This window comes from Phormidium sp. FACHB-592 (genome assembly GCF_014695795.1).
Classification (GTDB): Bacteria; Cyanobacteriota; Cyanobacteriia; order Leptolyngbyales; family Leptolyngbyaceae; genus Stenomitos.
Map to the genome: position 1 here is coordinate 12,792 of NZ_JACJOZ010000023.1, position 25,392 is coordinate 38,183.

15 protein-coding genes are annotated in these 25,392 nt (G+C 52.6%); 10 read left to right on the top strand and 5 right to left on the bottom strand.

Features of this window, described 5'->3' with window-relative positions; genetic code table 11:
* Positions 1-39: 39 nt before the first annotated feature.
* A complete protein-coding gene (locus tag H6F86_RS04595) occupies positions 40-489 on the top strand; it encodes a YlqD family protein (RefSeq protein ID WP_190446937.1) in 450 nt (149 codons plus the stop codon).
* Between the two features lie 95 nt (positions 490-584).
* Positions 585-1,886, top strand: coding sequence for a dihydrolipoamide acetyltransferase family protein (locus H6F86_RS04600; protein ID WP_190446938.1), 1,302 nt, complete (start codon positions 585-587; stop codon positions 1,884-1,886).
* Between the two features lie 21 nt (positions 1,887-1,907).
* Here the strand turns inward: H6F86_RS04600 and H6F86_RS04605 are convergent, their stop codons facing one another.
* Positions 1,908-2,789, bottom strand: coding sequence for an MnmC family methyltransferase (locus H6F86_RS04605; RefSeq protein WP_190446939.1), 882 nt, complete (start codon positions 2,787-2,789; stop codon positions 1,908-1,910).
* A gap of 1,045 nt (positions 2,790-3,834) precedes the next feature.
* On the opposite strand from H6F86_RS04605, the gene H6F86_RS04610 reads away from it, so the two are divergent.
* The 5 genes from H6F86_RS04610 (at position 3,835) to H6F86_RS04630 (ending at position 16,313) form a co-directional block, all read left to right on the top strand.
* Positions 3,835-6,162 carry a hypothetical protein gene (locus tag H6F86_RS04610; protein ID WP_199305060.1) on the top strand — a complete coding sequence of 776 codons (2,328 nt, stop codon included), beginning with the start codon at positions 3,835-3,837 and terminating at the stop codon, positions 6,160-6,162.
* A gap of 139 nt (positions 6,163-6,301) precedes the next feature.
* The gene (locus tag H6F86_RS04615) at positions 6,302-6,868 is read left to right on the top strand and encodes a hypothetical protein (protein ID WP_190446941.1); all 567 of its coding nucleotides are present in this window, start codon (positions 6,302-6,304) and stop codon (positions 6,866-6,868) included.
* A 267-nt stretch (positions 6,869-7,135) separates the two neighbouring features.
* The gene (locus tag H6F86_RS04620) at positions 7,136-8,728 is read left to right on the top strand and encodes a DUF11 domain-containing protein (RefSeq protein ID WP_190447057.1); all 1,593 of its coding nucleotides are present in this window, start codon (positions 7,136-7,138) and stop codon (positions 8,726-8,728) included.
* On the top strand, positions 8,725-12,483 hold the full coding sequence (locus H6F86_RS04625; protein WP_190446942.1) for a TonB-dependent receptor: 3,759 nt from the start codon (positions 8,725-8,727) through the stop codon (positions 12,481-12,483). The genes H6F86_RS04620 and H6F86_RS04625 overlap by 4 nt, the downstream gene beginning before the upstream one ends.
* Positions 12,484-12,536: 53 nt before the next feature.
* The gene (locus H6F86_RS04630) at positions 12,537-16,313 is read left to right on the top strand and encodes a DUF11 domain-containing protein (protein WP_190446943.1); all 3,777 of its coding nucleotides are present in this window, start codon (positions 12,537-12,539) and stop codon (positions 16,311-16,313) included.
* Between the two features lie 72 nt (positions 16,314-16,385).
* Here H6F86_RS04630 and H6F86_RS04635 read toward each other — a convergent pair whose 3' ends face one another.
* The 3 genes from H6F86_RS04635 to H6F86_RS04645 form a co-directional block, all read right to left on the bottom strand.
* Positions 16,386-16,871: a hypothetical protein gene (locus H6F86_RS04635; RefSeq protein WP_242033360.1), complete on the bottom strand. Its 486-nt coding sequence runs from the start codon at positions 16,869-16,871 to the stop codon at positions 16,386-16,388.
* Between the two features lie 159 nt (positions 16,872-17,030).
* Positions 17,031-19,217 (bottom strand): helix-hairpin-helix domain-containing protein, encoded by a 2,187-nt coding sequence (locus tag H6F86_RS04640; RefSeq protein ID WP_347240084.1) that lies wholly within the window; start codon positions 19,215-19,217, stop codon positions 17,031-17,033.
* Between the two features lie 101 nt (positions 19,218-19,318).
* The gene (locus H6F86_RS04645) at positions 19,319-20,656 is read right to left on the bottom strand and encodes a lipid-A-disaccharide synthase-related protein (RefSeq protein WP_190446944.1); all 1,338 of its coding nucleotides are present in this window, start codon (positions 20,654-20,656) and stop codon (positions 19,319-19,321) included.
* A gap of 278 nt (positions 20,657-20,934) precedes the next feature.
* Between H6F86_RS04645 and yidD the strand changes: the two genes are divergently transcribed.
* From yidD to H6F86_RS32055, 3 genes are all read left to right on the top strand, one after another.
* Positions 20,935-21,183, top strand: coding sequence for a membrane protein insertion efficiency factor YidD (yidD, locus tag H6F86_RS04650; RefSeq protein ID WP_190446945.1), 249 nt, complete (start codon positions 20,935-20,937; stop codon positions 21,181-21,183).
* A gap of 6 nt (positions 21,184-21,189) precedes the next feature.
* Complete coding sequence (locus tag H6F86_RS04655) at positions 21,190-21,903, top strand: M15 family metallopeptidase (protein WP_190446946.1); 714 nt, start codon at positions 21,190-21,192, stop codon at positions 21,901-21,903.
* Between the two features lie 183 nt (positions 21,904-22,086).
* The gene (locus tag H6F86_RS32055) at positions 22,087-24,474 is read left to right on the top strand and encodes a serine/threonine-protein kinase (protein ID WP_242033361.1); all 2,388 of its coding nucleotides are present in this window, start codon (positions 22,087-22,089) and stop codon (positions 24,472-24,474) included.
* A gap of 229 nt (positions 24,475-24,703) precedes the next feature.
* On the opposite strand, the gene H6F86_RS04685 is transcribed toward H6F86_RS32055, so the two are convergent.
* Complete coding sequence (locus H6F86_RS04685) at positions 24,704-25,300, bottom strand: DUF192 domain-containing protein (RefSeq protein WP_242033362.1); 597 nt, start codon at positions 25,298-25,300, stop codon at positions 24,704-24,706.
* Between the last annotated feature and the right edge of the window lie 92 nt (positions 25,301-25,392).

Below are 25,392 nucleotides of genomic sequence, written 5' to 3' on the forward strand. Positions count from 1 at the left end.
GACGCTTTGTCCTCCAACAATTTCTCGCGACCAACGTTTATGGATGTTTCTCAATCTCACTTGCTGCTGAAGCGCACGATCAACGTCAAGGCGATCGTCACTGCGCGATGGAAAGATGACGCACAGCAACAGCTTCAGGCACAGCTTAACCAGATCGACAATCAGCTCCAGCAGCTCGAAATGCAAGGTCAGCGCATGATTGCCGAAATTCAGAAGCAGAGCCTCAAGCCACCCGGTCCTGAAACGCTCCAGCAAATTGATGGCATCCAAATTCAGGTGAACGAAAAAAAGAGCGAGTTCCTGGAGCAAAAAAACCAAATTTTGCAGCAGCTTCAACAAATTCAACTGCTAGAGCTAGATCAAGAGGTGCAGCAGGGGCAGATCGACAGCATCTTTCGGGTCGAAACTGGTGACAACTTGATCGAAAAAATGCAGGTTGAAATCCTACTGCGTGATGGCGTCGTCGAAGCAATTCGCGGAGCCGTTTAAAAAATAGCTGTGGTAATCGCTCGTCGATCGCCACCTTTCAGTTGCTGCATCACTGCGCCTGCCGTCTTTACTTATTTTCTGACTGGACTCACTCCATGATTTACGAAGTCTTCATGCCTGCACTTAGCTCCACAATGACCGAGGGGAAGATTGTTTCCTGGGTCAAAGCACCTGGCGATAAGGTCGAAAAAGGTGAAACCGTCGTGGTGGTGGAATCTGACAAAGCAGATATGGATGTGGAGTCCTTCTATGAAGGCTACTTAGGCTCGATCGTGGTGCCAGCAGGCGAAAGTGCTCCGGTCGGAGCGGCGATCGCTCTGATTGCTGAAACTGAAGCCGAACTTGCTACAGCGCAGCAGCAGGCAGCAGGGCAAACGGCTCCCGTTGAAACCCCAGGCGCGATCGCAGATACTAAAGACGCGGTGGCAGCAGTGGCGGCTCCAGTAGCCTCTGTGCAAAATGGTAATGCAGCAGGGAGTGCAACCACTCAGAACGGGCGGGTTGTTGTTTCTCCTCGTGCCCGGAAGCTGGCGAAAGAACTAAAAGTTGACCTAAACACGTTAAGTGGTAGCGGACCACACGGACGCATCGTTGCCGAAGATGTCGAAGCCGCTGCTGGTAGACAGCCTGCTGCTAAAACCCCTACTGCACCACCACCGCCACTGCCCTCAGTCACACCCCCGGTTGCTAAACCAGCCATAGTGCCTCCTGCTCCTGCGGTGCCTGGGCAGCAAGTACCACTGACAACCCTGCAAAATGCGGTTGTACGGAATATGGCAGTTAGTCTGGAAGTGCCTACTTACCATGTTGGCTATACGATCACAACCGACAACTTGGACAAACTGTACAAGCAAATCAAGTCCAAAGGCGTGACTATGACAGCACTGCTGGCAAAAGCTGTTGCTGTCACGCTGCAAAAACATCCGCTTTTGAATGCGAGCTATATTAACCAGAGCCTTTCGCATCCGGCTTCAATTAATGTGGCAGTTGCAGTGGCAATGGACGATGGTGGGCTGATTACACCTGTGTTGCAGCAAGCCGATCAGTTGGATATCTATACCCTGTCGCGTACCTGGAAAAGCCTGGTCGATCGTGCCAGAGCGAAGCAGTTGCAGCCAGAGGAGTATAGCTCTGGCACTTTCACGATTTCTAATCTCGGTATGTTTGGGGTCGATCGCTTTGATGCTATCTTGCCCCCCAATACAGGAGCTATTCTGGCGATCGGCGCGTCTCTTCCTGCCGTTGTCGCTACGGATGACGGCTTCTTTGGCGTGAAACGTCAAATGCAGGTCAATCTCACTGCCGACCATCGCATTATCTACGGTGCCCATGCTGCTGCGTTCCTGAAGGATCTGGCAAAGCTGATTGAAACCAACGCCCAGTCCCTCACACTGTAGGGCATAGTTTACAGGTCAGCTTTACCGAATACCCCAGCGTCGCCGCCAACTGGATGTTGACTCCAGGGTACTTTGTTGTTGCTCCTGGTAATGCTGCTCCAGAATCGTTGTGGCATCTCCTTTCAATGTGGGATCGCGATACGGTACGGCTGCCCGTGTTTGCAAATGCTCTTGCTCTAGTTGCGTCAGAGGATGCAGCGTTTGAGCATCAAAGCTGCCGATCGTGCCCTGTGACCACTCATGTGGCAAGTGGTTAGCATCAGGTGGTACCGTTCCCAGGCAAAACCCCGCTGATTGCATTGCCGATCGCACTGCCGCCGAGCGTGAATAAGTTGCAAGTTTACCGTCTGGTGCTAAACAGCGTGCCACTAGTGCGAAAAACTCGATCGTCCATAGCTGCGGACAGCGGCGTGGCGAAAATGGATCGAAGAAAATAGCATCTGCCTGAAAACCTGAAGTGCAGAGCGTCTGGATTGTTTGGCGCGCATCACCGAGCAAAAGCGTTGCCGTCAGATGCGGCGAAATGCAAGCGTGCGTTAGTGCCATTTGTTGCAAAACTGCTTGTACTGTTGGCGACCAGCCATCCAGCAGGGGCGGGGCGATCGCCGCCTGTGGCACAGTGGCATCCACCTCTAGTGCATAGAGTTCTACCTGGCACTCTGGGTTCACAGCCCAAATGGTTTCCAGCGCTGCCGCCGTGTTGTAGCCCAGTCCATAGCAAACGTCCAATAGCTGCAGATGACGGTGGTGCGCTTTCGTCCTTAGCTCAGTTGCTACTACAAACTTTGAAAATGCCTCAGCACGTGCGCCGTGAAGGCTATGGAACGACTCGCCAAAGTCTTCCGAAAAGAAAGTGAACGAACCATCAGCGGTTGGCTGTGGCACCCAGGGTTGTAAAGGCATGAGAGACAAGCATTACTTAGATACAGAGTTTGGATGCAAAATACCTACGAAAAATTACGTATTTACCATAGTTGTAGTCTTCTCCTATCAGTAGAAATCTGGATTGACTGTTAAAAGAACTAAGTGATTTTTAAGTTCTAATCTTTCAATTGATTTTGGTGAAACACGTTTGACTGTATAGGCATATCTCAGTTTTATAACATCATACCGATCACCTAAACTCTCCTTCTCAAAAGCGAAGAAGGAAGCTAGAAAAGTCTCTTTGTTAAAAGGAGAGAGAGTCGAAAACCCTTGAGCTGTGTAAAAAGAAGGCAAGCTCTACAGAAAAGGGATACATCCTATAACTACTTTAAAGACCTGCAAAAAGAAAGGGGCTAAGTAATTACATACCGTACTCGACCGCTCTTTTTCAATCCATTGCTCATTGACCCTGCTACTTCCTGAACTATAGTGTCTAAACACTGAAGATCTTGAAATGCTAAATGTCTTGGGTAAATAATTTTCCGTAAGGGTACTGAGATTAATATCTTAACTGTTTGGAACAATCTAAAGAGTGGTGATTAGATAAAAGCAATGACAAACGTTGTTTGAAACTGCCCTAACCTGTGAAACCTTTCATACGAAAACGATCTGTTTTGCAAGATAGCACTAGCATTTCGCCAATAACGATTTGGGTCTTGTGTGTTTTCTAAAGCACTTCGTTGCAAGGGCAATAAGGAACGTCTTGAGCAAAAAAAGTAACCCTTTATGCTCAGCCGTTCACCGTCTTAACCAATTACCAAAAGTACCAGCACGAGCGCATCATCGCATTATCTAGATGCCGCAGCGTCCGATCAATTGGTACTCCTATCGATCATTTAGGCAATAGCATTTTTGCCTGTCTCCTTTAGCTTCTCACTCGTTAAACGGGCTGCGGTTCTAGTGACCACAATACCGTCTGGTCAATCTGTTACTTACTTGTTCAGCCTTTTTCAGGATTATGAAAACGCAAACCCGTTGGTCTTACTGCAAATTTTTAGCTGTGACTCTGTTAGTAGGTAGTTTCTTGCCTCTCGCCTCCCGTGCGCTTGCTGATGGTACGACTGCTGGAACCACCATCAGCAACACTGCTACGGCAACTTATGAAGACCCCAATGCTCCCGGCACAATCATCAACGCCACGTCTAACACTGTGACTGTGACCGTTGCAGAGGTTGCAGGTGTCACGGCTACTCCATTAGCAATTAATGACCTTAACGGGGGTACAGTACTGCCCAACGATATTCTCAACTATGACTTCCGGCTCACCAACGTTGGTAACGACCCTACGGGTTTATTTATTCCAGGCAGCGCTACGGTGACAGGACCAGGAACGCCTGGAGCGCTGCAATTCAGCATTAACGGTGGCACATCTTTTAGCCCTGTTCCAGCAGGTGGCGTAACGACGGCTTCCATTCCAGCCGGTGGCTCTGTGATTGTGCGAGTACCAGTCACAATTTCGGGCTTGGCTTCGTCTGGTGCAACCGTTGCCGTGCGTTTGGGCGATACCGGACTCAATGATAATAGTGCAGCAACTCAAAACCAGCCTGATGCGCCCGATGGTTCGCTGGCTACCGAGATTCGGACGGTAGACAACGTGAATGGTACAGCAAATGAAGCAGCAGGTGTCCCCAGCAATGGTGAACGGGAAACCAGCGCCACTCAACAGGTGCTAGTTGGTGCACAGCCTCAAGCGTTTGCAGCAATTCTTAAGACCCGCTCTGCTTACAGTGATTCCAGTACACCACTACTTAGCGACGATGTGCTGACCTATAATTTGTCGCTGCGGGTAGATTCTACCGCTCCGGCTGGCAGTACAGGTCTGGCTCCGGCTAATTTGGTGGGTACAACAGTAAATGGGATTGGCACGAACCGGGTACTGGTTTCTGACGCAATTCCAACTGGAACGGTGTTGACCGGAACCCCTACTGCCCCTACAACCCCTATTGCTTGGACGGTTGTGTATACCACTGACCCAACCACAGTTACTGCCAACAATGCCACTTGGACAACGACTCGACCAACATCAGGTATTACCCGCGTTGGTTTTGTTTACGATGCATCTACCACTCCGATCACTGCAGGCACAACGGTTACAGGATTTACCTTCCAAGTCGTGACAACGAACGTAACGGCTACAACGACGATCGCTAACCTGGCTCAAGTCTTTGGTCAAACAGCGGGCGGTGGCACGACTCTGGTCTACGACGAATCAGGTGATCAGACTCCCAGCAACTTTAATGATGATGGTACAGTCGGTTCCAACACACCTACCAACGGAGTCGCCAACCCCGCAGTAGATGGGGTAGACAGCAACAACAACAACACAGGTACCGGTCCTGGTGGTGAAGCTACGGTATTTACCGTAGCGGCAGCGGGCACCATTCTGAACGGTCCTAACGGGCAGCCTGCGGCAGTGGGACCCACCAACAACAACGACGATTTCACTAACAGGTCATCGGCGATTCCAGCCAACACGGCTCCGGGTTCCACGATCGACCCTAATGCGGTCACGTTCCTCAATACAATCAACAATCCGACCACGGGCACTTTAAGCAATATTCTGTTGGTGCCTGATGCTGCCAACTTTACCCCAGGTGCAGGCGAGGTCTTGCCCCCCCTTAACACTACTGTCACGCTGAGCTATGGGGGGCAAACAGCCGTTTACACCTACAACGGCACTAACTTCATCTTTACCTCTGGTAGCACTATTGTCATTCCGACCCTGACAGCAGGCACGTCAGTGAACTACAGCGTTGTGGTGGATCTGCCTGCCAATACAGCACTCTCAACTACCACTGGCAATGGTTTCTCAGTTCCCATCTACGCCTTCCAGGATGTAAATGGCAATGGCAGACCTGATTTGGTAGCAACGGAGCCTACTCAAAACCGCTCGATCGCTCGCGTTTACACCGGGTTTCTGAGAATGGTCAAAGATGCCCGCATCCTTGAGACCGATGGCACAACGGTCGTTGAGAACTATACGCAAACCCCAACACCTGCAAACTTGCGGGTTGGCAGATTCATTGAGTACCGGATTACTTACACCAACATTTCTATTGCTCCGGTTGGTGCAGGCAACGTCACCCTTAATGCCGGTAACGTAGTCATCACCGAGGATGGCACCATTGGCACCAACACCTGGGCAAGAGATAACGACACCAATGGCGTGATTGACACCAGCAACGTAGTCGGTTCGACAACTGCTCAGTTCGGCACGATCGCCTATGCTCCCAGCGGCGATCAGTCTGGTACGACGCAGCCAACGGATGTCACGCGGTATACCAATACGCTGGGTGTGGCAGTGCAGCCCGGAGCCAGCGGCACGTTTATCTTCCGTCGCAGAATTAACTAACAGTTGGGGGAGAGTTTGAGGTTCGCAATTCGAGGTTTGAGTTCGGTCAAACTTCCCCACCTTCGACTCTCCCTGTCTGCTTCTGCTACTAAACAATTCTGCATCCCAAAATCTTTAGCTATTTGAAGAGGTTGAACTGATGAAACGTCAATTCGCGGTTGGTCTAGGAGTCACAGCATTGCTTCTGACTATGCCCTTTGCTAGTAAGTTACCCGTTGTAGCGGGTCTGTTTGATTCAAATGTGGCGATCGCCAAAGCCGCACAGCATCCCAAAGTGCAGTTGGCTTTGCTGGGCGAGAAGCAGGTGATTAGCAAGGATGCCCAAGGCAAGGAAACGATTTCCTGGCAGGGTGGCAGCCAACTGGCAGTGCAAGCAGGCGATGTCTTGCGGTATCGCCTGATGGGCAAGAACGAAGGCGATCGTCCCGTCAATAACTTGACCTTAAATCAGCCCATTCCCAAGAGCACCGTGTTTATTCTGAAATCTGCTAAAGCGAACGCCAGCCAAGCGGCTCAGATTACCTACAGCATTGATGGTGGACGCAGTTTTGTTGAAACCCCCACAGTGCAGGTCAAGCTAGCGAATGGCAAGGTCGAAACCCGTCCCGCACCGGCTGAGGCATACACACACATCCGCTGGAAGCTCTCCAAGACCCTGGCTGCAAAAGCCCCAGTAACCGCCGAATACCAGGTGAAAGTGCGCTAGTTGCAGACTCGGTAAGGGCTTGGTGAAGCGGGCGATCGATTGTTTTTAGTGTCTGCTTCACCTACCCCATCCTGCCAATTTTCGATTGTAGATTGCGGAAAGCTCACCAGGCTTTCTGGCAGAGAACGTTTGTCTGTTTTTAGGTAGACCAGAGCGCCGATAGCAGCAGGTCAAGAGCAAAGGACGCAAGTGCCTCTCTCCTCCCCCCCAGTGCCCTCCCTCCTCTCCCCAGATCCTCCTCTCCCCTCTCTAGTGATGGCTGCATTGATGTCACATCAGACTTTTCGTCACTTTAAACGCCTGAAACAACTGACCGTCACTTTGGGGATCAGTAGTCTGCTCTCTGTTTCAGTTGCTCAGGCACAGACTCCATCAGCTCCAGGCACTGCATTGAGGACTGCACCCAGCATTCAGCTACAGAACTCGGCTTCTTATCAGTACGACGTGCTTAGTTTGCCGCTGTGCGATCCGCAAACGGGAAATACCCAGAACTGTGGTTCAAACGAGTCTGTGCAAATCAGCAACACCACCAACTCGATCGGGAGCACGTTTACGCCAAGTCTGATTGACCCACTGGGACGACTTGTAGGCTGTGCAGGAGAGGCTTTGAGTGACTATACCGGCTTCAGCATCGCGCTATATGAGCCTGACCTAGCTGACCCAACTGGAGTCAATCTAGGACGGTTGCTGTCGCTGTCGCCAACGGAAGTACCCGATAGACCAGGCAATGGCATTCCAGAAGGTCGATCGCCCAACACCGAAAACAGTAATCCGTTCTCGCTTGTCAATAGTGACCGTGGCATTTACAACTTCATGCTGGATGCGCGGAAAGGGCAACTCGATCAGGGACGCTCTTACATTCTGGTGATTAATCCTCCCCGTGACTCAATCTATGCCCAGCGCCGCTTTCGCTTAACGATCGGGGAACGTAACGGCAATCAGGTGTCCTACATAGCAACGGCGATCGATGGCAAACCGATTAGCAGCGGCAGCAATAACACCTCTGTTACAGACACCATCACCATTCAGGATGCGGAAAAGACCAGTCTAGTGATTGCTACGCTCAGTTTGAGGGCGGGGGTTTGTCAGGCGCAAGAGATTCAAATCATCAAAACGGGCGATCGTGCCACGGCAGAACCAGGAGATACCGTGATCTATCGCCTGTTGATCAGAAACCTCTCTAGTGCCGCGCTCAACAATTTGACCATTACCGATAGCCTACCGCTAGGCTTCCGCTTCCTGCCGAAAGCGGTACGAGGTGATTTTCGCGGCACGCCTGTTCTCATTACCACTGCTCAGAACGGTTCTACAGTCACCTTCAACATTGAAACGTCTCTGCCACAGGGTGCAACCGATCCCAGTTCAGTCTTAAGTATTGCCTACGCAGCAGTAGTAACGCCCGATGCATTGCGGGGCAAGGGACAAAATAGCGCGATCGTCTCTGGACAGCGGACGGATAACGGCTTTGGGGTAAAGGATGGTCCAGCCATTCACCAGCTTCGGCTTCGCTCTGGCATCATCACCGATTGCGGCACCATTATCGGGCGAGTCTTTATCGACAAAAACTTCGATGGCGAACAGCAACCCGGAGAACCGGGAGTGCCGAATGCGGTTGTGTTCATGGATGATGGCAACCGCATTGCCGCCGATGCTGATGGGTTGTTTTCGGTTGCCAATGTGCTGCCGGGGTATCGCACTGGGGTCATTGACCTGAGCAGCATCCCAGGCTACACCCTGGCTCCTAACCTTCGTTTCAGCGAACGCAATAGCCAGTCTCGCTTGGTGCATCTAGAACCCAGCGGCATGGTGCGGATGAACTTTGCTGTCACTCCTTCGGCTGGAGGAGGTGCTAAACCATGAAATTGAAAAAACGCTATGCGAAGGCGGCTCTACTTGGGCTGTCCTTGTCCTCTGAATTGCTACTGCTCTGTCTCTTGAAGGCTCCAGCTCAAGCAGCAACTCCCACTTCAGAAACGTCGTCTGCTGCGTCCCAGGTGCTTGCAGAGGTGAATCAGACAAACCAGCTTACAGATACACCAGTTGTTGCACCCGTCTCGGTAGATCAGCCAGCGGTTCAGCCTCCTACGCTTGCGCCTTCTCCCGCTCCCCCTGCTTCCCCTGCTTCTGCCACCCCCGTTGCTCCCGCTGCTTCCGCTACACCTGCCCTCCCTGCTCCCTCTCCTGGCCAAGTCAAAATTCTACTGCCGCTTGCCCAGACTGTTCTCGATGTCCCTGCTGCTACGGTGACGTTGCAATATGCCCAGGGTAGTCAGATTGAGCTAAAAGTCAACGATGTAACGGTGCCTGATACCCTAATCGGTCGTACAGAAACGGACAAAACGACTGGCACTGTGACGCAGATCTGGTATGGGGTGTCATTGAAAGAGGGCGAGAACATTCTGACTGCCCAGACAAGGACAAATGGAGTTGCAGGTGAACTGGTCTCGACGCAGGTGCAGGTGCGCGGCGATGTGAAGCAGATGACGGTCAGCACTCTTGAGGCAAGGATTCCGGCAGATGGGCGATCGACTGCTACGGTGCAAGGGCAACTCCTGGATGACAAGGGCAACCGCTCCAGCCGGGATGTGATCGTCACGCTCCTTGCTTCTGAAGGCGAATTTGCAGGGGCAGATGCTAGCCCCGATCAGCCTGGCTTTCAGATAAAGGCGATTCAGGGACAATTTACTGCATCGCTGCGTTCCAGCTTAAATTCCAGAACAGTCAACGTGCGGGCAGTAGCAGGCAGCCTGGAAGCCTTTACACAACTCTTGTTTGAAACCAATTTGCGTCCGTCGATCGCAACTGGAGTCATCGACATTCGCTTTGGCAAACGGGGCACTAACTTTTACGACAGCTTTCGGGACTTTTTACCTGCCGATCGCAACAACCGCTATGAACTGGACGTGCGCGGCGCTGTATTTGCCACCGGAAAAATTGGCGACTGGTTGTTCACCGGAGCATACAACAGTAACCGCGCTCTGAACCAGACCTGCGACGGCACCACGCGGCTATTCCGCGATACCCAGTCCTGTGACCAGACCTATCCCACTTATGGCGACAGCAGCCAGTCCACGGTATTAGCGCCCTCTACTGATAGTGTGTACTTGCGGCTAGAACGAACGTCACCCATCCCCAGTGCTGGCATCGACTACGCCATGTGGGGCGACTACAACACGGAAGAATTTGCACGGCGCTCACAAGAGTTCACTGCCATTACCCGCCAACTCCACGGCTTGAAGATCAACTACAACGTTGGCAACTTGCAACTGACGGGTTTCTACGGCAACAACGTACAGGGCTTTCAGCGAGACACGATCGCTCCCGACGGCACCAGCGGCTACTACTTCCTCTCTCGCCGCTTGCTGGTCGAAGGCAGCGAAAACGTGTTTCTAGAACTGGAAGACCTGAACCGTCCTGGCACTGTACTCGAACGCAAGTCACTAAGCCGGGGACCCGATTATGAAATTGATTACGATCGCGGCGCGCTGCTATTCCGTCGACCCATTTTGCGGACAGATGTTGGCACCGATGGCGAAACCCTGGTACGCCGGATTGTCGTCACCTATCAATACGATACGCCAGGTTCGGATAACAGCATTTATGCAGGGCGGGCAGTCTACCACTTTTCGCGCGGACAGAATCGGGAAAGCTGGCTTGGAGCGACCTACTTAAAAGAAGACCAGGGCAACCGCGACTTTGAACTTTACGGCGCAGATGCCTACATTTCATTGGGTGCTAACGCTCGACTAATTGCAGAATTTGCCCACTCCAGCAACCTTTCTGAAACATTAGGTCAGATAAGCGGCTCAGCATATCGGGCTGAACTAGAAGGGGAAATCGCCAGGGGCGTTCACGGACGTGCCTATTACCGCTCTGCTGAAACAGGGTTTGCCAATAACGCTACGGTTAGCTTTGTGCCGGGTCAAACCCGCTACGGTACTCAGGTCAACGCCAAACTCTCTCCATTTACGGCACTCCGTTTCCAGTACGACCACGAAGACAACAAAGGGATTGCACCCCGTCCGCTGACTACACTTGAAGATCTGCTGACTCCCAGATTAGAAGCCGTCCCCGGTTCCAGAGTGGATAATTCCTTAACCACAATTTCTGCTGGAGTGGTGCAAAAACTTGGCTCGGCAGAGCTGGCGGTTGACTGGTTTCACCGCGATCGCACCGACCGCATGAACTCAACCTTCAACACGACCTCTGACCAGTTGCGATCGCGCCTCACTGTGCCGCTAAACTCCCGTCTCACCTTGCTGGCGCAGAACGAAACTACCCTTTCGGCTCAGACTGATGCCGTGTATAACGATCGCACCCTGTTAGCGCTGAACTGGCAGGCGATGCCCGGTATCAACATCCAACTGGCGCAGCAGTTCTATACGCGGGGACAATTTGCTGGACAGTCTATTACCAGCTTAGGCGTTGCCGGAGACTACAAACTTGGTCCCGATACCACCCTAAGCGGACGACTTTCGCTTTTGAAAGGGTCTGAAGCGATGACTATGTACGGAGCTGTTGGCATCAACCACCAGATCCTTCTTGCACCCGGTCTCAAGATGGATCTGGCGTACGAACACGTCTTTGGCAACTTTTTGGGTAGAACAGCGACTGGCACCCAATTTGCTCAGCCCTTTGCGCCCGGTCAGTCTTCTGCCTCCGTAGGGCTGCAATCGGGCGATACTTACAGCGTCGGTATTACCTACACCGATAATCCCGACTTCCAGGCAAGCGCCCGGTTCGAGCATCGCACCTCCTCTGAAGGCAGCAATACCGTCATTTCTGCCGCTGCTACGGGTAAGCTTTCGCCTGCTTTAACCGCGCTCTTCCGCTATCAGCAAGCCAACGCTGCCAACCAGAAGCTTACTGGTTTGGGCGATACCGCTAGCTTGAAACTAGGACTAGCATACCGCGACCCTAACGACGATAAATTCAACGCCCTACTGCGCTACGAGTATCGCAAAAATCCTGCCATTACCCCCGAAACTATTTTGTTTGGCAGCGGTACTGGATCGGTTGATCATGTTTTGGCAGCGGAAGCAATCTACGCCCCCAACTGGCGCTGGGAGTTTTACGGCAAGTTTGCGTTGCGGAGCAGCACTTCCTATCTGGCAGATGATTTTGTCAACACAGGGTTAGTCACTCTGGCGCAGGCACGCGCCACGTATCGCCTCGGCTATAAGTGGGATCTGGTTGGTGAAGCCCGCTGGATCAATCAGCCCGGAGTTGGCTATAGCGAAACAGGCTTAGTTGCCGAAGTGGGTTACTATCTGACTCCCAATCTGCGGCTAGCGGCTGGCTATATGTTTGGCAGCGTGGGCGATCGTGACTTTGGCAGTAACTCCCGTTCATCCGGCGGACCCTACCTCGGCATCACCATCAAACTCAACGAGCTCTTCAACGGCTTCGGTCAACAACGGGTTCCTTCACCCCAACAGTCACCCTCCACACCCGTCGCCACTGCTCCCACTAGCGAAATCCAACCTCCCTCTGTGCTTTTCTCTACTCCTACTTCCCTTTCCGCCACTCCTTCCAACTCTCCTCTTCCGGCTCCCTCTCCTCAAATTCCCCCTCCTGGCACTGCCTCCTCTTCAGCCACCCTTCTGTATCCCTAACCCGTACCCCCCGGTATTGACCAATGAATCTGCGTTTCCCCCAATGTTCAAGCGTGTCTAAACAGAAACAGTTAGAACAGAGAGCTAAAACCGTTCGCTGGGTTCGGCATGGCTTTGAGGTGGCGCTGTTTACCAGTACATTCTTGTTACCCTTGAGTCTGTTAAACCCTCAAGCCGCACGTGCTGCCAGTTGTAGTGCCGGCACGATCACACGCATCTCTTCGCCGGACAAATTTTACGTCGATACTGGTGCAGCACCCAGCCCAATCCCAACTGGTATGTACGTGGGTTACAAAATTACCAACACCAGCGGCGCTGCCTATTCTGATCTCTGGGTCAAACTAGAAAACTTTAGTGGTGGCATTATTGGGCTAGCAACCAACGAAGATGGGATTGCCCATGTTGGACCGCTTGCTAGTGGTGCCAGCACTACCGTTTACGCTTATCTCAACGCTACAGGGGCACCCGCGGGCAATTCAGCAGCACAGACCCACACCGTCAGCCTTTACTCCACCCGTCCAGACTTGGCGACGGCATCGGTCTGTGGTGATCCGTTTTCATTAGTCACAGAACAGACGATTAAGGCATTAGCGAATAAAATTACCACCGTTGTGTCGGGACCGACGCCAGCAGCCTTGGGTGGCATTGTAACTGAAACAATTAATGGCAATACGGGCACAATTGGGTCAGCGGGCATCTTTGCCTTTACCCCCGCCTCCAATCCCACTTGGCCCGCCAATGCATATCAGTTAGTCAACACACAGATTGTGCTGTCTGGTGGCAATACAGGTACTTATACCAATCTACTTTATTTATCAGGACTGAGGGGTCAAGATACGGCTTATACCATCACCTACACTTATGTTGCCGTTGGCACGACAGCGACACCCACTAACGTTACCCCGGTTAGCTATCTCAGCAGTGGTACCCAGATCAAGCACAATGACACGGGTGACAATGTTGCTTTGCCGCCCATTCAACCCACCGTTAATACGACAACATTAAGCAAAAGTGCTAGTCCGGCTACTTTACCGATCGGGGGCATCGTGACCTACACCGTCACCTTGAACAATACCAGCACTAATTCATCAGTAACGCTGGATGATATTGTCGATAGACTGCCCTCCGCTCCCGGAATTACTACTTATGTGACAGGTTCAGCCAGGTTTAATGGTGTTGCGATCGACGATCCCAAAGTTTCTGGACAAACCCTCACCTTTTTGGGGCTATTTACCATTCCAGTGGGGGGAACGCGGACTCTGACCTACCAAGCAACGATTCCAAACACAATTGGTAGCTATACCAATCAGGCAGTTGGTCACGTTGGCTCAACTCAAATCGATACGACACTGAGTACTACCGATAATATGCCTGCCACCGCTACAGTAAGTGTTGGCAGTGCAGATATTGCTGTCACGAAGACTGGTCCTGCCACCGTCGCTGCGGGTAGCAACCTTACCTACAGCATTACTGCCACCAATAATGGTCCTGCGGCTGCGGCTAATGTCATTATCAAGGATACTCTTCCCACAGGCACCACCTTTGTTAATGCAACAAATGGGGGAACAGCTGCCAGCAGTGTTGTCACTTGGCCCACGATCTCGAGTCTAGCGAACGGTGCCAGTGTGACCTATCAAGTCACTGTCCAAGCACCTGCCAGCGGCACATTACTTAATACGGTATCAAGTACATCCACCACCTTCGACCCCACTGCCGCTAACAACAACGGTAGTTTGCCTGTATCCCAGGTGAACACGACGGTTACTCCTTCAGCAGATTTGAGCCTCACTAAAACCCACAGTGGCTCCTTTACCGTTGGGCAAAACGGTACTTATACCTTGACCGTCGCGAATACAGGTCCTTCAAGTGCAGGCAATCCCATTACCGTAACCGATACCTTACCAGTGGGCCTCACCTTCGTTTCGGGAACAGGTACAGGTTGGACTTGTTCGGCTGTAGGGCAAACGGTAACGTGCACAAACCCCAATCCTTTGGCTTCTGGCACTAATTCGACTATTACGCTCACGGTTGCAGTGGGTGCAAGTGCCGCCCCTAGCGTGACCAATACCGCTACGGTTGCTAGTACTACTAACGATCCCACCCCTGCTAACAATACGGCTACTGATCCAACTACCATTGTTCCTGCCACGGACTTGAGCATCACCAAAACCGACGGGCAAACCAGCACCACACCGGGGAGTGCCATTGCTTACACCATTACCGTTACTAACAATGGTGCCAGCACGGTTAACAGCGTTACGGTGAACGATACGCTGCCAACTGCCATGCAGTCCCCTGTGTTCGCACCCAGCACCGGCAGCTACAACAGCAGCACTGGAGTCTGGACGGGCTTGAATCTTGCCTCTGGGCAAAGCGTTACTCTCACAATCAGTGGCACAGTCGCAACGTCTGCCTCAGGCACATTGACTAATACCGCCACTGTTGCACCGCCTGCTGGTACCACGGATACCAACAACGCGAACAACAGTGCTACCGACACCACCACCGTCACGACCACGGCTGACCTAAGCATCACAAAGACCGACGGTCGGACCAGTACCGCACCGGGGAGTGCTATTGCTTACGCCATTACCGTTACCAACAATGGTCCCAGCACGGTCAACAGCGTCACGGTGAACGACACACTGCCAACGGCAATGCAATCGCCTGTCTTTACAACCAGCACAGGTAGCTACAACAGTGGCACCGGAGCCTGGACGGGCTTGACGCTTGCGTCTGGACAAAGCGTTACTCTCACCATTAGCGGAACAGTCTCCCCTTCAGCTACCGGCACCGTAACAAACACCGCCACTGTTGCGCCTCCTTCTGGCACTACCGATCCGACTTCAGGCAACAACAGTGCGACAGACACTACAACCATTACCCCTACAGCAGATCTACGGCTCACTAAGACCGTTAATGTTCCTGCCCCAGCAGTGGGATCAACAATCATCTATACGGTAACGGTAACGAATGCAGGTCCTAGTAGCGCGACCGGTGTGGCGGTGCAAGATCTGCTGCCATCTGGTGTGACCTTCTCGTCGGCAACGCCTAGTCAGGGAACCTACAACAACGTCTCAGGACGCTGGACGGTGGGCACGATCGCTAATGGCAGCAGCGCCACTCTGCAAATTTCGGTAGTCGTCAATACGAATTCAGTTGTAACTAACACGGCTGAGGTATCTGCCTCTGAGCAAGTTGACCCTAACTCTACTCCAGGAAATAACAACCCTGGTGAAAACGATCAGGCGAGTGTCAGCACCCCCTTTGCTCCTTCTGCGTCACCCCGGTTGCAACTAGTTAAACGTATCACTGCCGCTAATGGTGCAACATTGTCTAACGTGGTGGATGACCCTACGTCAACGGCTGATAATGCCCCAAACTGGCCCTCACCTGTGGATGCAAACAATGGTATCAGTACCTATTTGAAAGGGGTCATTAGTGGTAGCACCCTTCGACCGGGAGACATATTAGAGTACACCATTTATTTTCTGTCAGATGGTGGAGCGGCAGCGACCAATATTAGCCTCTGTGATTTAGTGCCAAGTAACAGCACCTTTGTGCCTGACTCATTCAGCACTGTCCCAGTGTCAGGGATCAATCTCACGATCGGTGCCATACCAACTAACCTGACTAATGTGCCCGATGCTGACGGAGGGCAGTTTTTTAACCCTGGTGCTGTCCCTTCGGTTGCCTGTTCTGCTGCCAATACCAATGGAGCTGTGGTGGTGAATGTGGTTAAAAGTCCTGCAAACTTACCAAACGCCACTGCACCTGGAACGCCAAACAATTCCTATGGCTTTATCCGCTTCCGCGTCAAAATTAACTAAGTTGTTGAGCGTTACCAAGGGGCTAGGTTTACAGGTTGTTTACTTACTGATTTACCGTGATGACGAGCGGCACTAACGCCCTCCAACCGTCACGCTATAACTAAGCTGAAACGGTCTAAAACTTGCAGGTGCTTTGGGTGTGCCGCTGAGTCGTAGCTCGTACCGCCCCGCCTTAGGAAACACAATGTTGGCACCCGGAACACCTTTGTACTTCGCTGCATTGATCGGCTTGAGGGCAGGTTGTAGCAGTGGCGCTGCCTTACTGTTATGGGGCACTGCGTAAACTGCCAACCGACAGTTGCATTGCGACAACGGAATCGTGCTGCCACCTTTGCGCGTCAGACCAAACCACGCTTGAGATGGTGTGCCTGCTCTGGGGTTATGGTTCGGTTCAATATGAAAGGTTGCCGCTACATCACCCGAAACTTTCACAGTATGCGACAGGACAGGCGTTGCCAAAAGCACAGGAACGACGAGCCAACCGATCGCCCGACGAAAATTACCCACACGAACCATAGAACCAGCACATAACAACTCGTTTACTGTGGCGTGAACCATACTTACTGTCAAAAGACAGCCTGTCGAAAGGGGAAGCAGAGGAGGCAGAGGGCAGAGGGCAGGGGGAGCAGGGGAGGCAGGGGGAAACTCAAAACTTAAAATTCTCTGCCTCCCTATCTTCCTTAACCTCCCTAGCCGCCCCATCCGTCGACTCTCTCCTCACTTAAAGTAAATCAACAGATTCAGCCCCGGAATTGTGCGGGAGAGTGTCCATAGCAGCAAAGCAATATAGAGAATGCCTAGCCCCCACTGATACCAGACAAGCGCGGTAATGAGCCCAGGAAGGTGTTCATCACGCAGGCGAATGTCGTTGAAGCCGAATTTAAGCAGGTTGTTGAGACTGAAATCGAAGTAGTTGAGCCAACTCCAGCGGCGATCCCACAGAAGCGGAATGTAGCGTTCGCGGAATAGCTCATATCGAGGAATGACAGGTAACCGCCCAATCAGGATACGTAGCTGGCGCAGCGTCCCTTCTTCGGTGAAGTAGCTGACATCCATTAAGGGGTGATAGCGACCCACTTTATACAATCGGATGGTGAGTAAGGCTGGTATGGGGATAATGAGTGCCGCAATGCTAGCAAGGGTGAGCCAAGGGCGATCGGCAGCCCGAAAGATAGAAACAACTCCCCACAAAGACAAGGCGCTAAAGAGCGAGAGTACCCAAAAGGTCTCAGGAAGCTTTGGCAAAACGGGTGCAGGCGTGATGCGTCGCCAACGATCGACCAGCCAAAACAGGACTCCAAAGTACGCGCTTGCCACTAACCCGACACCAAAAATGAGCCAGAAATCAGTGCCGTAGCGCGTCAGCAGTAGCAACTGGCTTAGCCCCAACCAACTCAACCCCGTAGAAAGGCGATTGAGGGCTTCTAGACTTGGTGAAACCGCTTCTTTGGCAATAACGCGATCGCGCACATTGATATACGTTGCCAGATCAACACTGCCCACAATCAATAGATCGGCAGTGCTGCGAAACGGTTGCTGCGTACGTCGTTCGGCGATCGCATCTGCCTGTCGTTGCGAAAACCCTACGGCTACCAACTGTGTTGCGGGTGCTGTGTTGATATTGATCCCAACCAGTTGCTGACGTAGTTCTCGCAAGCGCAACCGCTCCCGCATATACTCCAATTGATTCGCATCGGGGATTTGCTCCAAGCGGCGAAAATTTCGCACCAGTTCCCGCAGCAGGTTTTCGTTGCCTTGCAGCGTTGGCACAGAGATCACGCGACTAATTTGCCCTGGATTACCGATAATTTTGGCGCGATCAGAGTCAAAGCGGAGTCCCGGCACATTCAGGTAGGCACCCTTAGCAAACCCGGTATAGCCAAACTCTGCTCGATCCAAGATGGAAGCACCGCGCAAGTTTACCGGACGATTAAACTGCGCTTCTCGAAACAACGCCGTTTTCTCAAACACCGCATCTGTCAGAAACAGCGATTGGTTGAACGTACCCTTCGTAAAAATTGCTTGGTTTTGCCAATGTGCCTGGGCAAAGTCAGCGTTGCCTAACCACTGCACCCGCATGAAGTTGGTCGGCTGCTGAAACAATGCCTGATTGAAGTTTGCTGTCGCCTGAAATTCGCTGTTCTGAAAATTGACGGCACCCTGCCACTGCGTCTGCGAGAACTCTGTTTTGGCGAAGAAAATGCTGCTACGAAAACGGGCATCGCGCTCAAAGGTGGCTCCAGCGAAGCTAGCGTTCTGGCTTAAGCGTGCCTGCGACCAGTCTGCCAACTGAGCAAACTGCACGCCCTGAGCTTCGACGCGATTGAGAAAAAACGTATTGGTAAAGTCAGCTAGCCCAGTAAAGCGCGTTTGAATTAGCTTGAGCGGTCCCCGAAAAACAGTGATTTGCAGCGGTGCTGGCGGAGTCCCAACATCAGGTTTAGACAGCAACGACTGTGAAAGGGTACTGAGTCGTGATAAAAGCCGTCGATCGCGCTGTAGCTGCTTTTGTTCAGTGGGTGTAAAAAGCGGCGAGAGCGATTGCCCATACAGCGGTGCTCGTAGCCCCAGCTGGCTGATTTTAAACTCGCCCTGGATCTGTGAGTAGCTGAGATCAAGCCCGACAGGAGTACCAGGACGCTGTAGTTGCCCCCGCACCAACTCATAAAACTGATCGCGCAAAGCTGCATTTTCGGGACGCAAATCGATCGTCAGGCGACTCAAATCGAGAATACGCACCCCGTCACTCTGCAGCGGATTCTTGAGCCGCGTTTGCAAAAGCTCCAGCGTTAGGGGAACGCGATCGGGTTGGGCGATCGTTGCCCACAGCGGTTGAGGCAAACTGGTTAACGTTACTACTGCCCAAACCACCAGCAAAAGCAAAGCATGGAGTTGTCGAGACACTGCGAACCTGGAACTAGCTGCTACCAGAATACCGATAACCGTGCAGTGCTTTCAGACAAGTTTCATCAAAAACGTTTGTCAACGAAACCTCCTTCTGGATCTCACAGTGCGTCCATCGTCATCAAACAATCTGCAATGCGTTTGGCAGCTCCGGATGCGCCCATCCGACGACGACCACTCTCGGCGATCGTTTGCAGGGCATCGGGATTTTGCAGCAGCGATTGAATGACAGTCGCCACGCGATCGGGTTCCTTCACCAACACAGCAGAGGCACCCAGCAAACGGGTTTGCGCTTCGGCGAAAGCAGGTGTGAACTGTGGACCTTTACCGGGCAGCGTAATCGCAGGCTTGCCTAAGCCAACAAACTGCTCTGTTGCGGTGCCTGCCATCGCGATCGCGAGATCCGCACGATGCAGGCACTCAGCAAACCGATGTTGCGCTAACACCAGCGTTGATTTTCGTTCGCCCAAACCTACCGTGTAGGAATCCTCTGTCACTTGCTGCCAGCGATACGTCATGAGCGTCTGCCGCAGTTTCTCTGCTTCTAGTTCAGACGCGATCGCCGCTAAAAACGTCAACGGTCGAAGCGTTTGGGCAACCACTCCATTCACCGCTTGCAGCATCGTTTCCCAATTAGCATACGCTTCCGGTGGGCGCGAACCAGGCAGGAGGGCGATCGTTAAGGCAGAAGGACCAAGGCTAAAAGCTAAATTCTGCTCATCCTTTAGCCTTAATTCTTTATCCTTTTCCCCTTCCCACTCCAGCCCATCCATCATCGGGTTGCCCAGGTCAAAGGCTAGAATTCCGCGTTGCTTAAGGCTATTGGCAGTAATAGTGTCTCTGGGAAACACAGCTTTGCAGTTGGGGTGGCTCATCAGCCAGCGCTCCCACGGATGATAAATGCAGCCTGTCCAGCGCTCAAGGCGATCGTCCCACCAGGATTTTCGTGGCAACCAACCCGCCTCATCGCGCAGGTAGTATTCAGACTTGGCAGTGCCCACAAAGGCGTAGGGAAGCCCACTTAAACGGGCAAAGAGCAGTGGCACGATGTCGCCGACCGCAAGAATGAGGGAGTGGGGAGTGGGGAGCGGGGAGTAGGGAGTGGAAGGAGAGAGGTGCCTCTCCGTCTCTGCGCGTCTCTGCGTCTCTGCGGAACCTGCCCATGTGCGAATCGCCCGGAGTTGTGTCAGGGTCAGTTGCAGTAAGCCGCCTCGGATATCTCGTGCAAGCTGTCGTCCATCCTGGTAAATGAAGCCACCAGACGGCATGGTTTTGACGGAACCGATGAGAGGGATGCCACTGTTGGTATAGGCATGACCTTCGCCAACGATCGGTAGGGCTGCAAGTTCCGGTGGTGTGGGCTGCTGTTGCAGTTCGCGCAGAATGCGGATGGCGATCGCATCTTCACCATGACCGTTGCTGAGACAAAGTACACGCATGAGAAGCTAGAGACTGAGGACTGATGGCTAGAATAGGGCAGATAGACGACCAACAGACAAATTAGTGCCCATTCTGTTAATGACTTGTTAGCCTATCTAGGTTATCGATAAGAACGATTGATGTTTTGGGTTGATGCCGAATGTAACGAATCCAGACGGTTTGTGGCTGAAGATAAGCAGTAATAATTCAAGTTAAAGAGCACTGTTAAAGGATTATCGTCTCAGCATCGATTTTTGTGCGGGAGAAACAGTGCTTGTAGAGAAATCATGTGACCGATATGAAAATCTTGCTTATGGGGCTAATTCGCGGCTACCAGGTGTTTCTTTCACCGCTGTTTCCGCCAATGTGTCGCTTTCAGCCGACCTGTTCGCAGTATGCGCTAGAGGCGGTCGATCGCTTCGGTGTCTTACAAGGAAGCTGGCTTACGGCACAACGAATCTGTCGTTGTCATCCGTTTCATCCTGGCGGCTACGATCCAGTGCCACGACCTGCCCCACCGAAACCGCTGGAACGGGATAAGGTTTAAGCTGCCATGAAACCTTACCAGCACATTGCGATCGTCGAGTGTGGTGAACCGCTACTACCCATCCCTGAACCACTGTTTTCCTTAGTATCGCCCCATCCCTATACCACTGTAGGAGCACCGTATGGTGAAAAGTCGCCCTTCTACTTACGGGAAGGCGTACTAAAGCATCTGATTGAAGCGCAAGCGCTACTACAGAAAGAATTTCCTGGCTGGCGGATTCAGGTCTTTGATGCCTATCGCCCGATCGCGGTACAGCAATACATGGTGGACCATACGTTTCGGGATGTAGCGCAGTCAAAGGGCTTGTCGCTGGGTCGTCTCACCGAGTCGGAGCGCGAGTCGCTTTTAGAACTGGTTTACGAGTTTTGGGCAGTGCCAAGCCTCAATCCTGCTACTCCGCCGCCACATAGCACAGGTGGCGCGATCGATGTCACGTTGGTGGATGAGTTTGGGCAAGCCGTAGCTATGGGCTCTCCCATTGATGAACTCTCGCCTCGATCGTATCCCGACCACTTTGCTACCAGCATTGATTTTCGCGATCGTTCCTTTCATGAACATCGCCAACGACTGCGATCGATCATGCTCACGGCTGGCTTTCAGCAACATCCCAACGAATGGTGGCACTTTTGCTTGGGCGACCAGATGTGGGCATGGCTAACGATGCAAGCGAATCCTGACGCGAAGGTAACGGCAAGGTATGGAGCGGTGGGGGAGGGATGAGGGATAAAGTTTTGAGTTGCTTTAGCGGTCAGCAGTCAGCTTTCTTCTAAAAATCAACAACCAACAACTCCTTCTGCCCCATCCCCCTGCCGCCCTTGCTTCCCCTGCCTCCTCAGACCTTTCCCCTCACAGCTCTCACGAACCGCTTATTATAAGCATCTAGTTGCTGGTTGCTCTTTCGCTATGAGCTACTGCCTCAATCCCGATTGTCAAAAGCCTCAAAATCGAAACAGTGCAGAGCTTTGCCATTACTGTGGCGCAAGGCTACTGTTGAAGGATCGCTATCGACCAGCGAAGCCGATCGGTCAGGGTGGCTTTGGCAGAACGTTTCTGGCGATCGATGAAGACAAACCATCCAAACCGCGCTGTGTGATCAAGCAATTTCTGCCTGTAAATCAGGACGCGCAGCATTTGAAAAAAGCGGCTCAACTCTTTGAGCGGGAGGCAATGCGGCTGGAGGAGTTGGGCAATCATCCGCAAATTCCGACGTTGCTGGCGTACTTTAGGCAAGAGCGGCAGCAATACCTGGTGCAGGAGTTTGTGAATGGCAAAAATCTGGCAGAACTGCTGCACGATGAGGGTGCGTTTACAGAGGCACAGGTGCGATCGGTGTTGGTAGGGTTGCTGCCTGTGCTGGAGTTTATCCATGCTCACAGCGTTATTCATCGTGATCTTAAGCCTTCTAACGTGATTCAGATGTCAGGCGGGGGAGCAGGGCGATCGTCCGAACAAGCATCCAATCAACTTGACTGGGCTGCCTTACAGCATGCACTGGCGCTAGAGGCGGCACAAGGATGCCATGATTTTGTCAGCGATCGTCGGTTTAGCGATCGGCTGAGCGCCAGTTTTGCTCAACCGCCCAAAGCGTTGTCGATCGCCGTCTATAAACGCTGGCAGCAGCTTGCCACCCAGTTTGCTAGCTATACCGAGTTGTCCCTTGCCCAACGGCAGGCTCTCATCGCTAACACCAGTCGCTTACTGTACGAACTGCGGCGGCAGTGTGAGCCTCATGGGGAGGCGATTGAAGGACGGTTGGCACTGGTAGACTTTGGGGCGGCAAAAGCAGCGACAGGCACCACATGGAATAAAACCGGAACGACGATCGGCAGTCCTGAATATCTTGCGCCGGAGCAAAGTCGAGGCAAAGCCGTGTTTGCCAGCGATTTGTTTAGCCTAGGCGTGACGTGCATCCATTTACTGACCCAGCGATCGCCCTTCGATCTGTTTGATAGCAGCGACCATACCTGGATCTGGCGCAAATATCTGACCGTCCCCGTCAGTGAAGCGCTAGGGCACGTTCTTGATCGTCTTCTGGAGCCTGGCGTCAATCAGCGCTACCAGTCTGCAACAGAAGTACTGCGCGATCTAGATGGAGCACTACTTGAGGAACATTTGTCTCCAGTGGCTGCCCCACTGCTGGCTGTGTCGCTGGCGGCACCGATTGCTGGGCTTGCTCCCCCTGCCCCTATACCTATGACGTTTCGCTCTACTGCCTCTGCTGCTGTGCAGGCAATAGCTCACGCGCTCGCACCGTCGTTGCCCCAGCAAAAACTCCAGCCATTGCCCCAGCCATTACCTCAACAACAACCCCAGCCATTACCTCAACAAAACGCCCCACAAAATATTCAGCGGCATAGTAGTGCCAACGGTGCAAAAAACTCGTCACATCGCCAGCCAAAAGCAGCGTCCTGGCAGTGTGTGCACCAGTGGCTCAACCCAGGTAAGGTCTACGCGATCGCGTTAAGTCCGACAGAGCCAATTTTGGCAAGCAGCAGCGGCACCACTATCAAGCTCTGGGATGTGCAAACAGGGCAACCGCTCCGCACTCTGACAGGGCATCTGGATGTTGTCTCCTGTCTAGTCGTTAGTCCCGACGGCAAGCTGCTGATCAGCGGGAGTGCCGACAAAAGCATTCGACTGTGGGATTTGCAGACAGGACAACGTATTAATACGATCGCCCTCCACACCGATACAATTCTCAGCCTTGCCCTTAGCTCAGACGGACGGATGCTCGCTAGCGGTAGCCTCTACGATCCAATTAAACTATGGGACTTGGAAACGAACCAGGAACTTGTTAGCCTGTCTGGACAAGCCGGACGTATCGAAGCACTCGCCTTTAGTCCTGATGGGCTGTGGCTTGCCAGTGGTAGCAACGATGCCACGATCGCACTCTGGGAACTAAACCTGGAGCAGCCAGCGACAGGGCGCACCTTGCGTATGCTGAAAGGACATTCCCAAACCGTTGCAGCGCTGACCTTTGAACCGGATGGTAAAACCCTCGCTAGCGGCAGTTGGGATGGCACCGTTAAACTGTGGAGCACCCGCACCCAGCGCGAAAAGCGCACCCTTCAGCCCGAATCTGGTCGCGTTACAGCACTTACTGTCAGCCCTGATGGCAAGCTTTTGTGTACTGGCAGCGATACCCTCAAACTCTGGCAACCCCGCACAGGCAAAGCACTCGCCACGCTGACGGGTCATACATCAGTGGTTTCTGCGATCGCCCTTTCTACTAACAACCGCACGATCGCCAGCAGCAGTTGGGACGGTACGATTCGGCTTTGGCAACAGTAGCAAGCCAAAAAATAGATTCAGTGCCCTATTGTCTTGAGCCATCCCCCTTACCAAATCAGTTCCCCATCACCTATCAGCCTACTGCGCAGCTTTGGCTTAAGTAGGAGATTTCTGAGAAAGAATGTACCGCTTGTAGGGGGCAGGTTTTGCGAGAATCTTGGCTCATCCGATCACGTTAGTAGCAAACCTGCCCCTACGGGTATTTTGTTTACTAGAAACCTCATTTGACTTACAGCTTTTGCACGTTAATGCGATCGCCTTGCTTTAGTCCCAGTTCTGCTGCCCGTCCAGCCCGTAGCTCAATGACTTGATCCACCAGACCCTTGGGACCATAAGTAGGACAGGGGTCAGCTTCACAAGGTGGCACATTACTGAAGATTGCCTGCACCTTACCGTTCAGCAAAAAAATCATATCAAGCGGAATCAGGGTGTTTTTCATCCAGAAACTAGCCCGGCGCGGCGAATCAAACAGGAAAAGCATGCCTCGATTGTCAGGTAAGTTTGTGCGAGACATTAACCCGATCGCTTGCTGCTCTTGGGTGCCCGCAACTTCAAGCTGGATCACCTGATTGGCAACTTCAATCTGCGCTGAGAGTGGCAACTGCTGACCAACCTCCGTTGTCGTTTGTATGTTTGTCTGCCTGCTAGCTGGAGCGTCTGAAGTGGGGGGTGTGCCGCTGACATCCGGTGACGTTACCAGGTTTGATCGAGCACAACCAAGTAACAGCAGCCCTAAAAGCAGAAACCCTGTCAAGCGTACTGGAGCATACCACCGCACTGCTTTGGCTAAGCGATGGCTACCGTCTTTCATAATCCAATGCAACATACTGTTTTTCTACAAACGTTTCAGGTTCAGACGGCAAGCGGCGGCTTTGCAAGGTCGTTGCCGCAACCAGCAACCAACTTAAACTTGCCCCA

Excerpts from the sequence above, each read along its gene's own strand:
- H6F86_RS04595 (WP_190446937.1), top strand. The coding sequence starts at position 40 with ATGGATGTTTCTCAATCTCACTTGCTGCTGAAGCGCACGATCAACGTC.
- H6F86_RS04600 (WP_190446938.1), top strand. The coding sequence starts at position 585 with ATGATTTACGAAGTCTTCATGCCTGCACTTAGCTCCACAATGACCGAG.
- H6F86_RS04605 (WP_190446939.1), bottom strand. The coding sequence starts at position 2,789 with ATGCCTTTACAACCCTGGGTGCCACAGCCAACCGCTGATGGTTCGTTC.
- H6F86_RS04615 (WP_190446941.1), top strand. The coding sequence starts at position 6,302 with ATGAAACGTCAATTCGCGGTTGGTCTAGGAGTCACAGCATTGCTTCTG.
- H6F86_RS04620 (WP_190447057.1), top strand. The coding sequence starts at position 7,136 with ATGTCACATCAGACTTTTCGTCACTTTAAACGCCTGAAACAACTGACC.
- H6F86_RS04625 (WP_190446942.1), top strand. The coding sequence starts at position 8,725 with ATGAAATTGAAAAAACGCTATGCGAAGGCGGCTCTACTTGGGCTGTCC.
- H6F86_RS04635 (WP_242033360.1), bottom strand. The coding sequence starts at position 16,871 with ATGGTTCACGCCACAGTAAACGAGTTGTTATGTGCTGGTTCTATGGTT.
- H6F86_RS04645 (WP_190446944.1), bottom strand. The coding sequence starts at position 20,656 with ATGCGTGTACTTTGTCTCAGCAACGGTCATGGTGAAGATGCGATCGCC.
- yidD (WP_190446945.1), top strand. The coding sequence starts at position 20,935 with ATGAAAATCTTGCTTATGGGGCTAATTCGCGGCTACCAGGTGTTTCTT.
- H6F86_RS04655 (WP_190446946.1), top strand. The coding sequence starts at position 21,190 with ATGAAACCTTACCAGCACATTGCGATCGTCGAGTGTGGTGAACCGCTA.
- H6F86_RS32055 (WP_242033361.1), top strand. The coding sequence starts at position 22,087 with ATGAGCTACTGCCTCAATCCCGATTGTCAAAAGCCTCAAAATCGAAAC.
- H6F86_RS04685 (WP_242033362.1), bottom strand. The coding sequence starts at position 25,300 with ATGTTGCATTGGATTATGAAAGACGGTAGCCATCGCTTAGCCAAAGCA.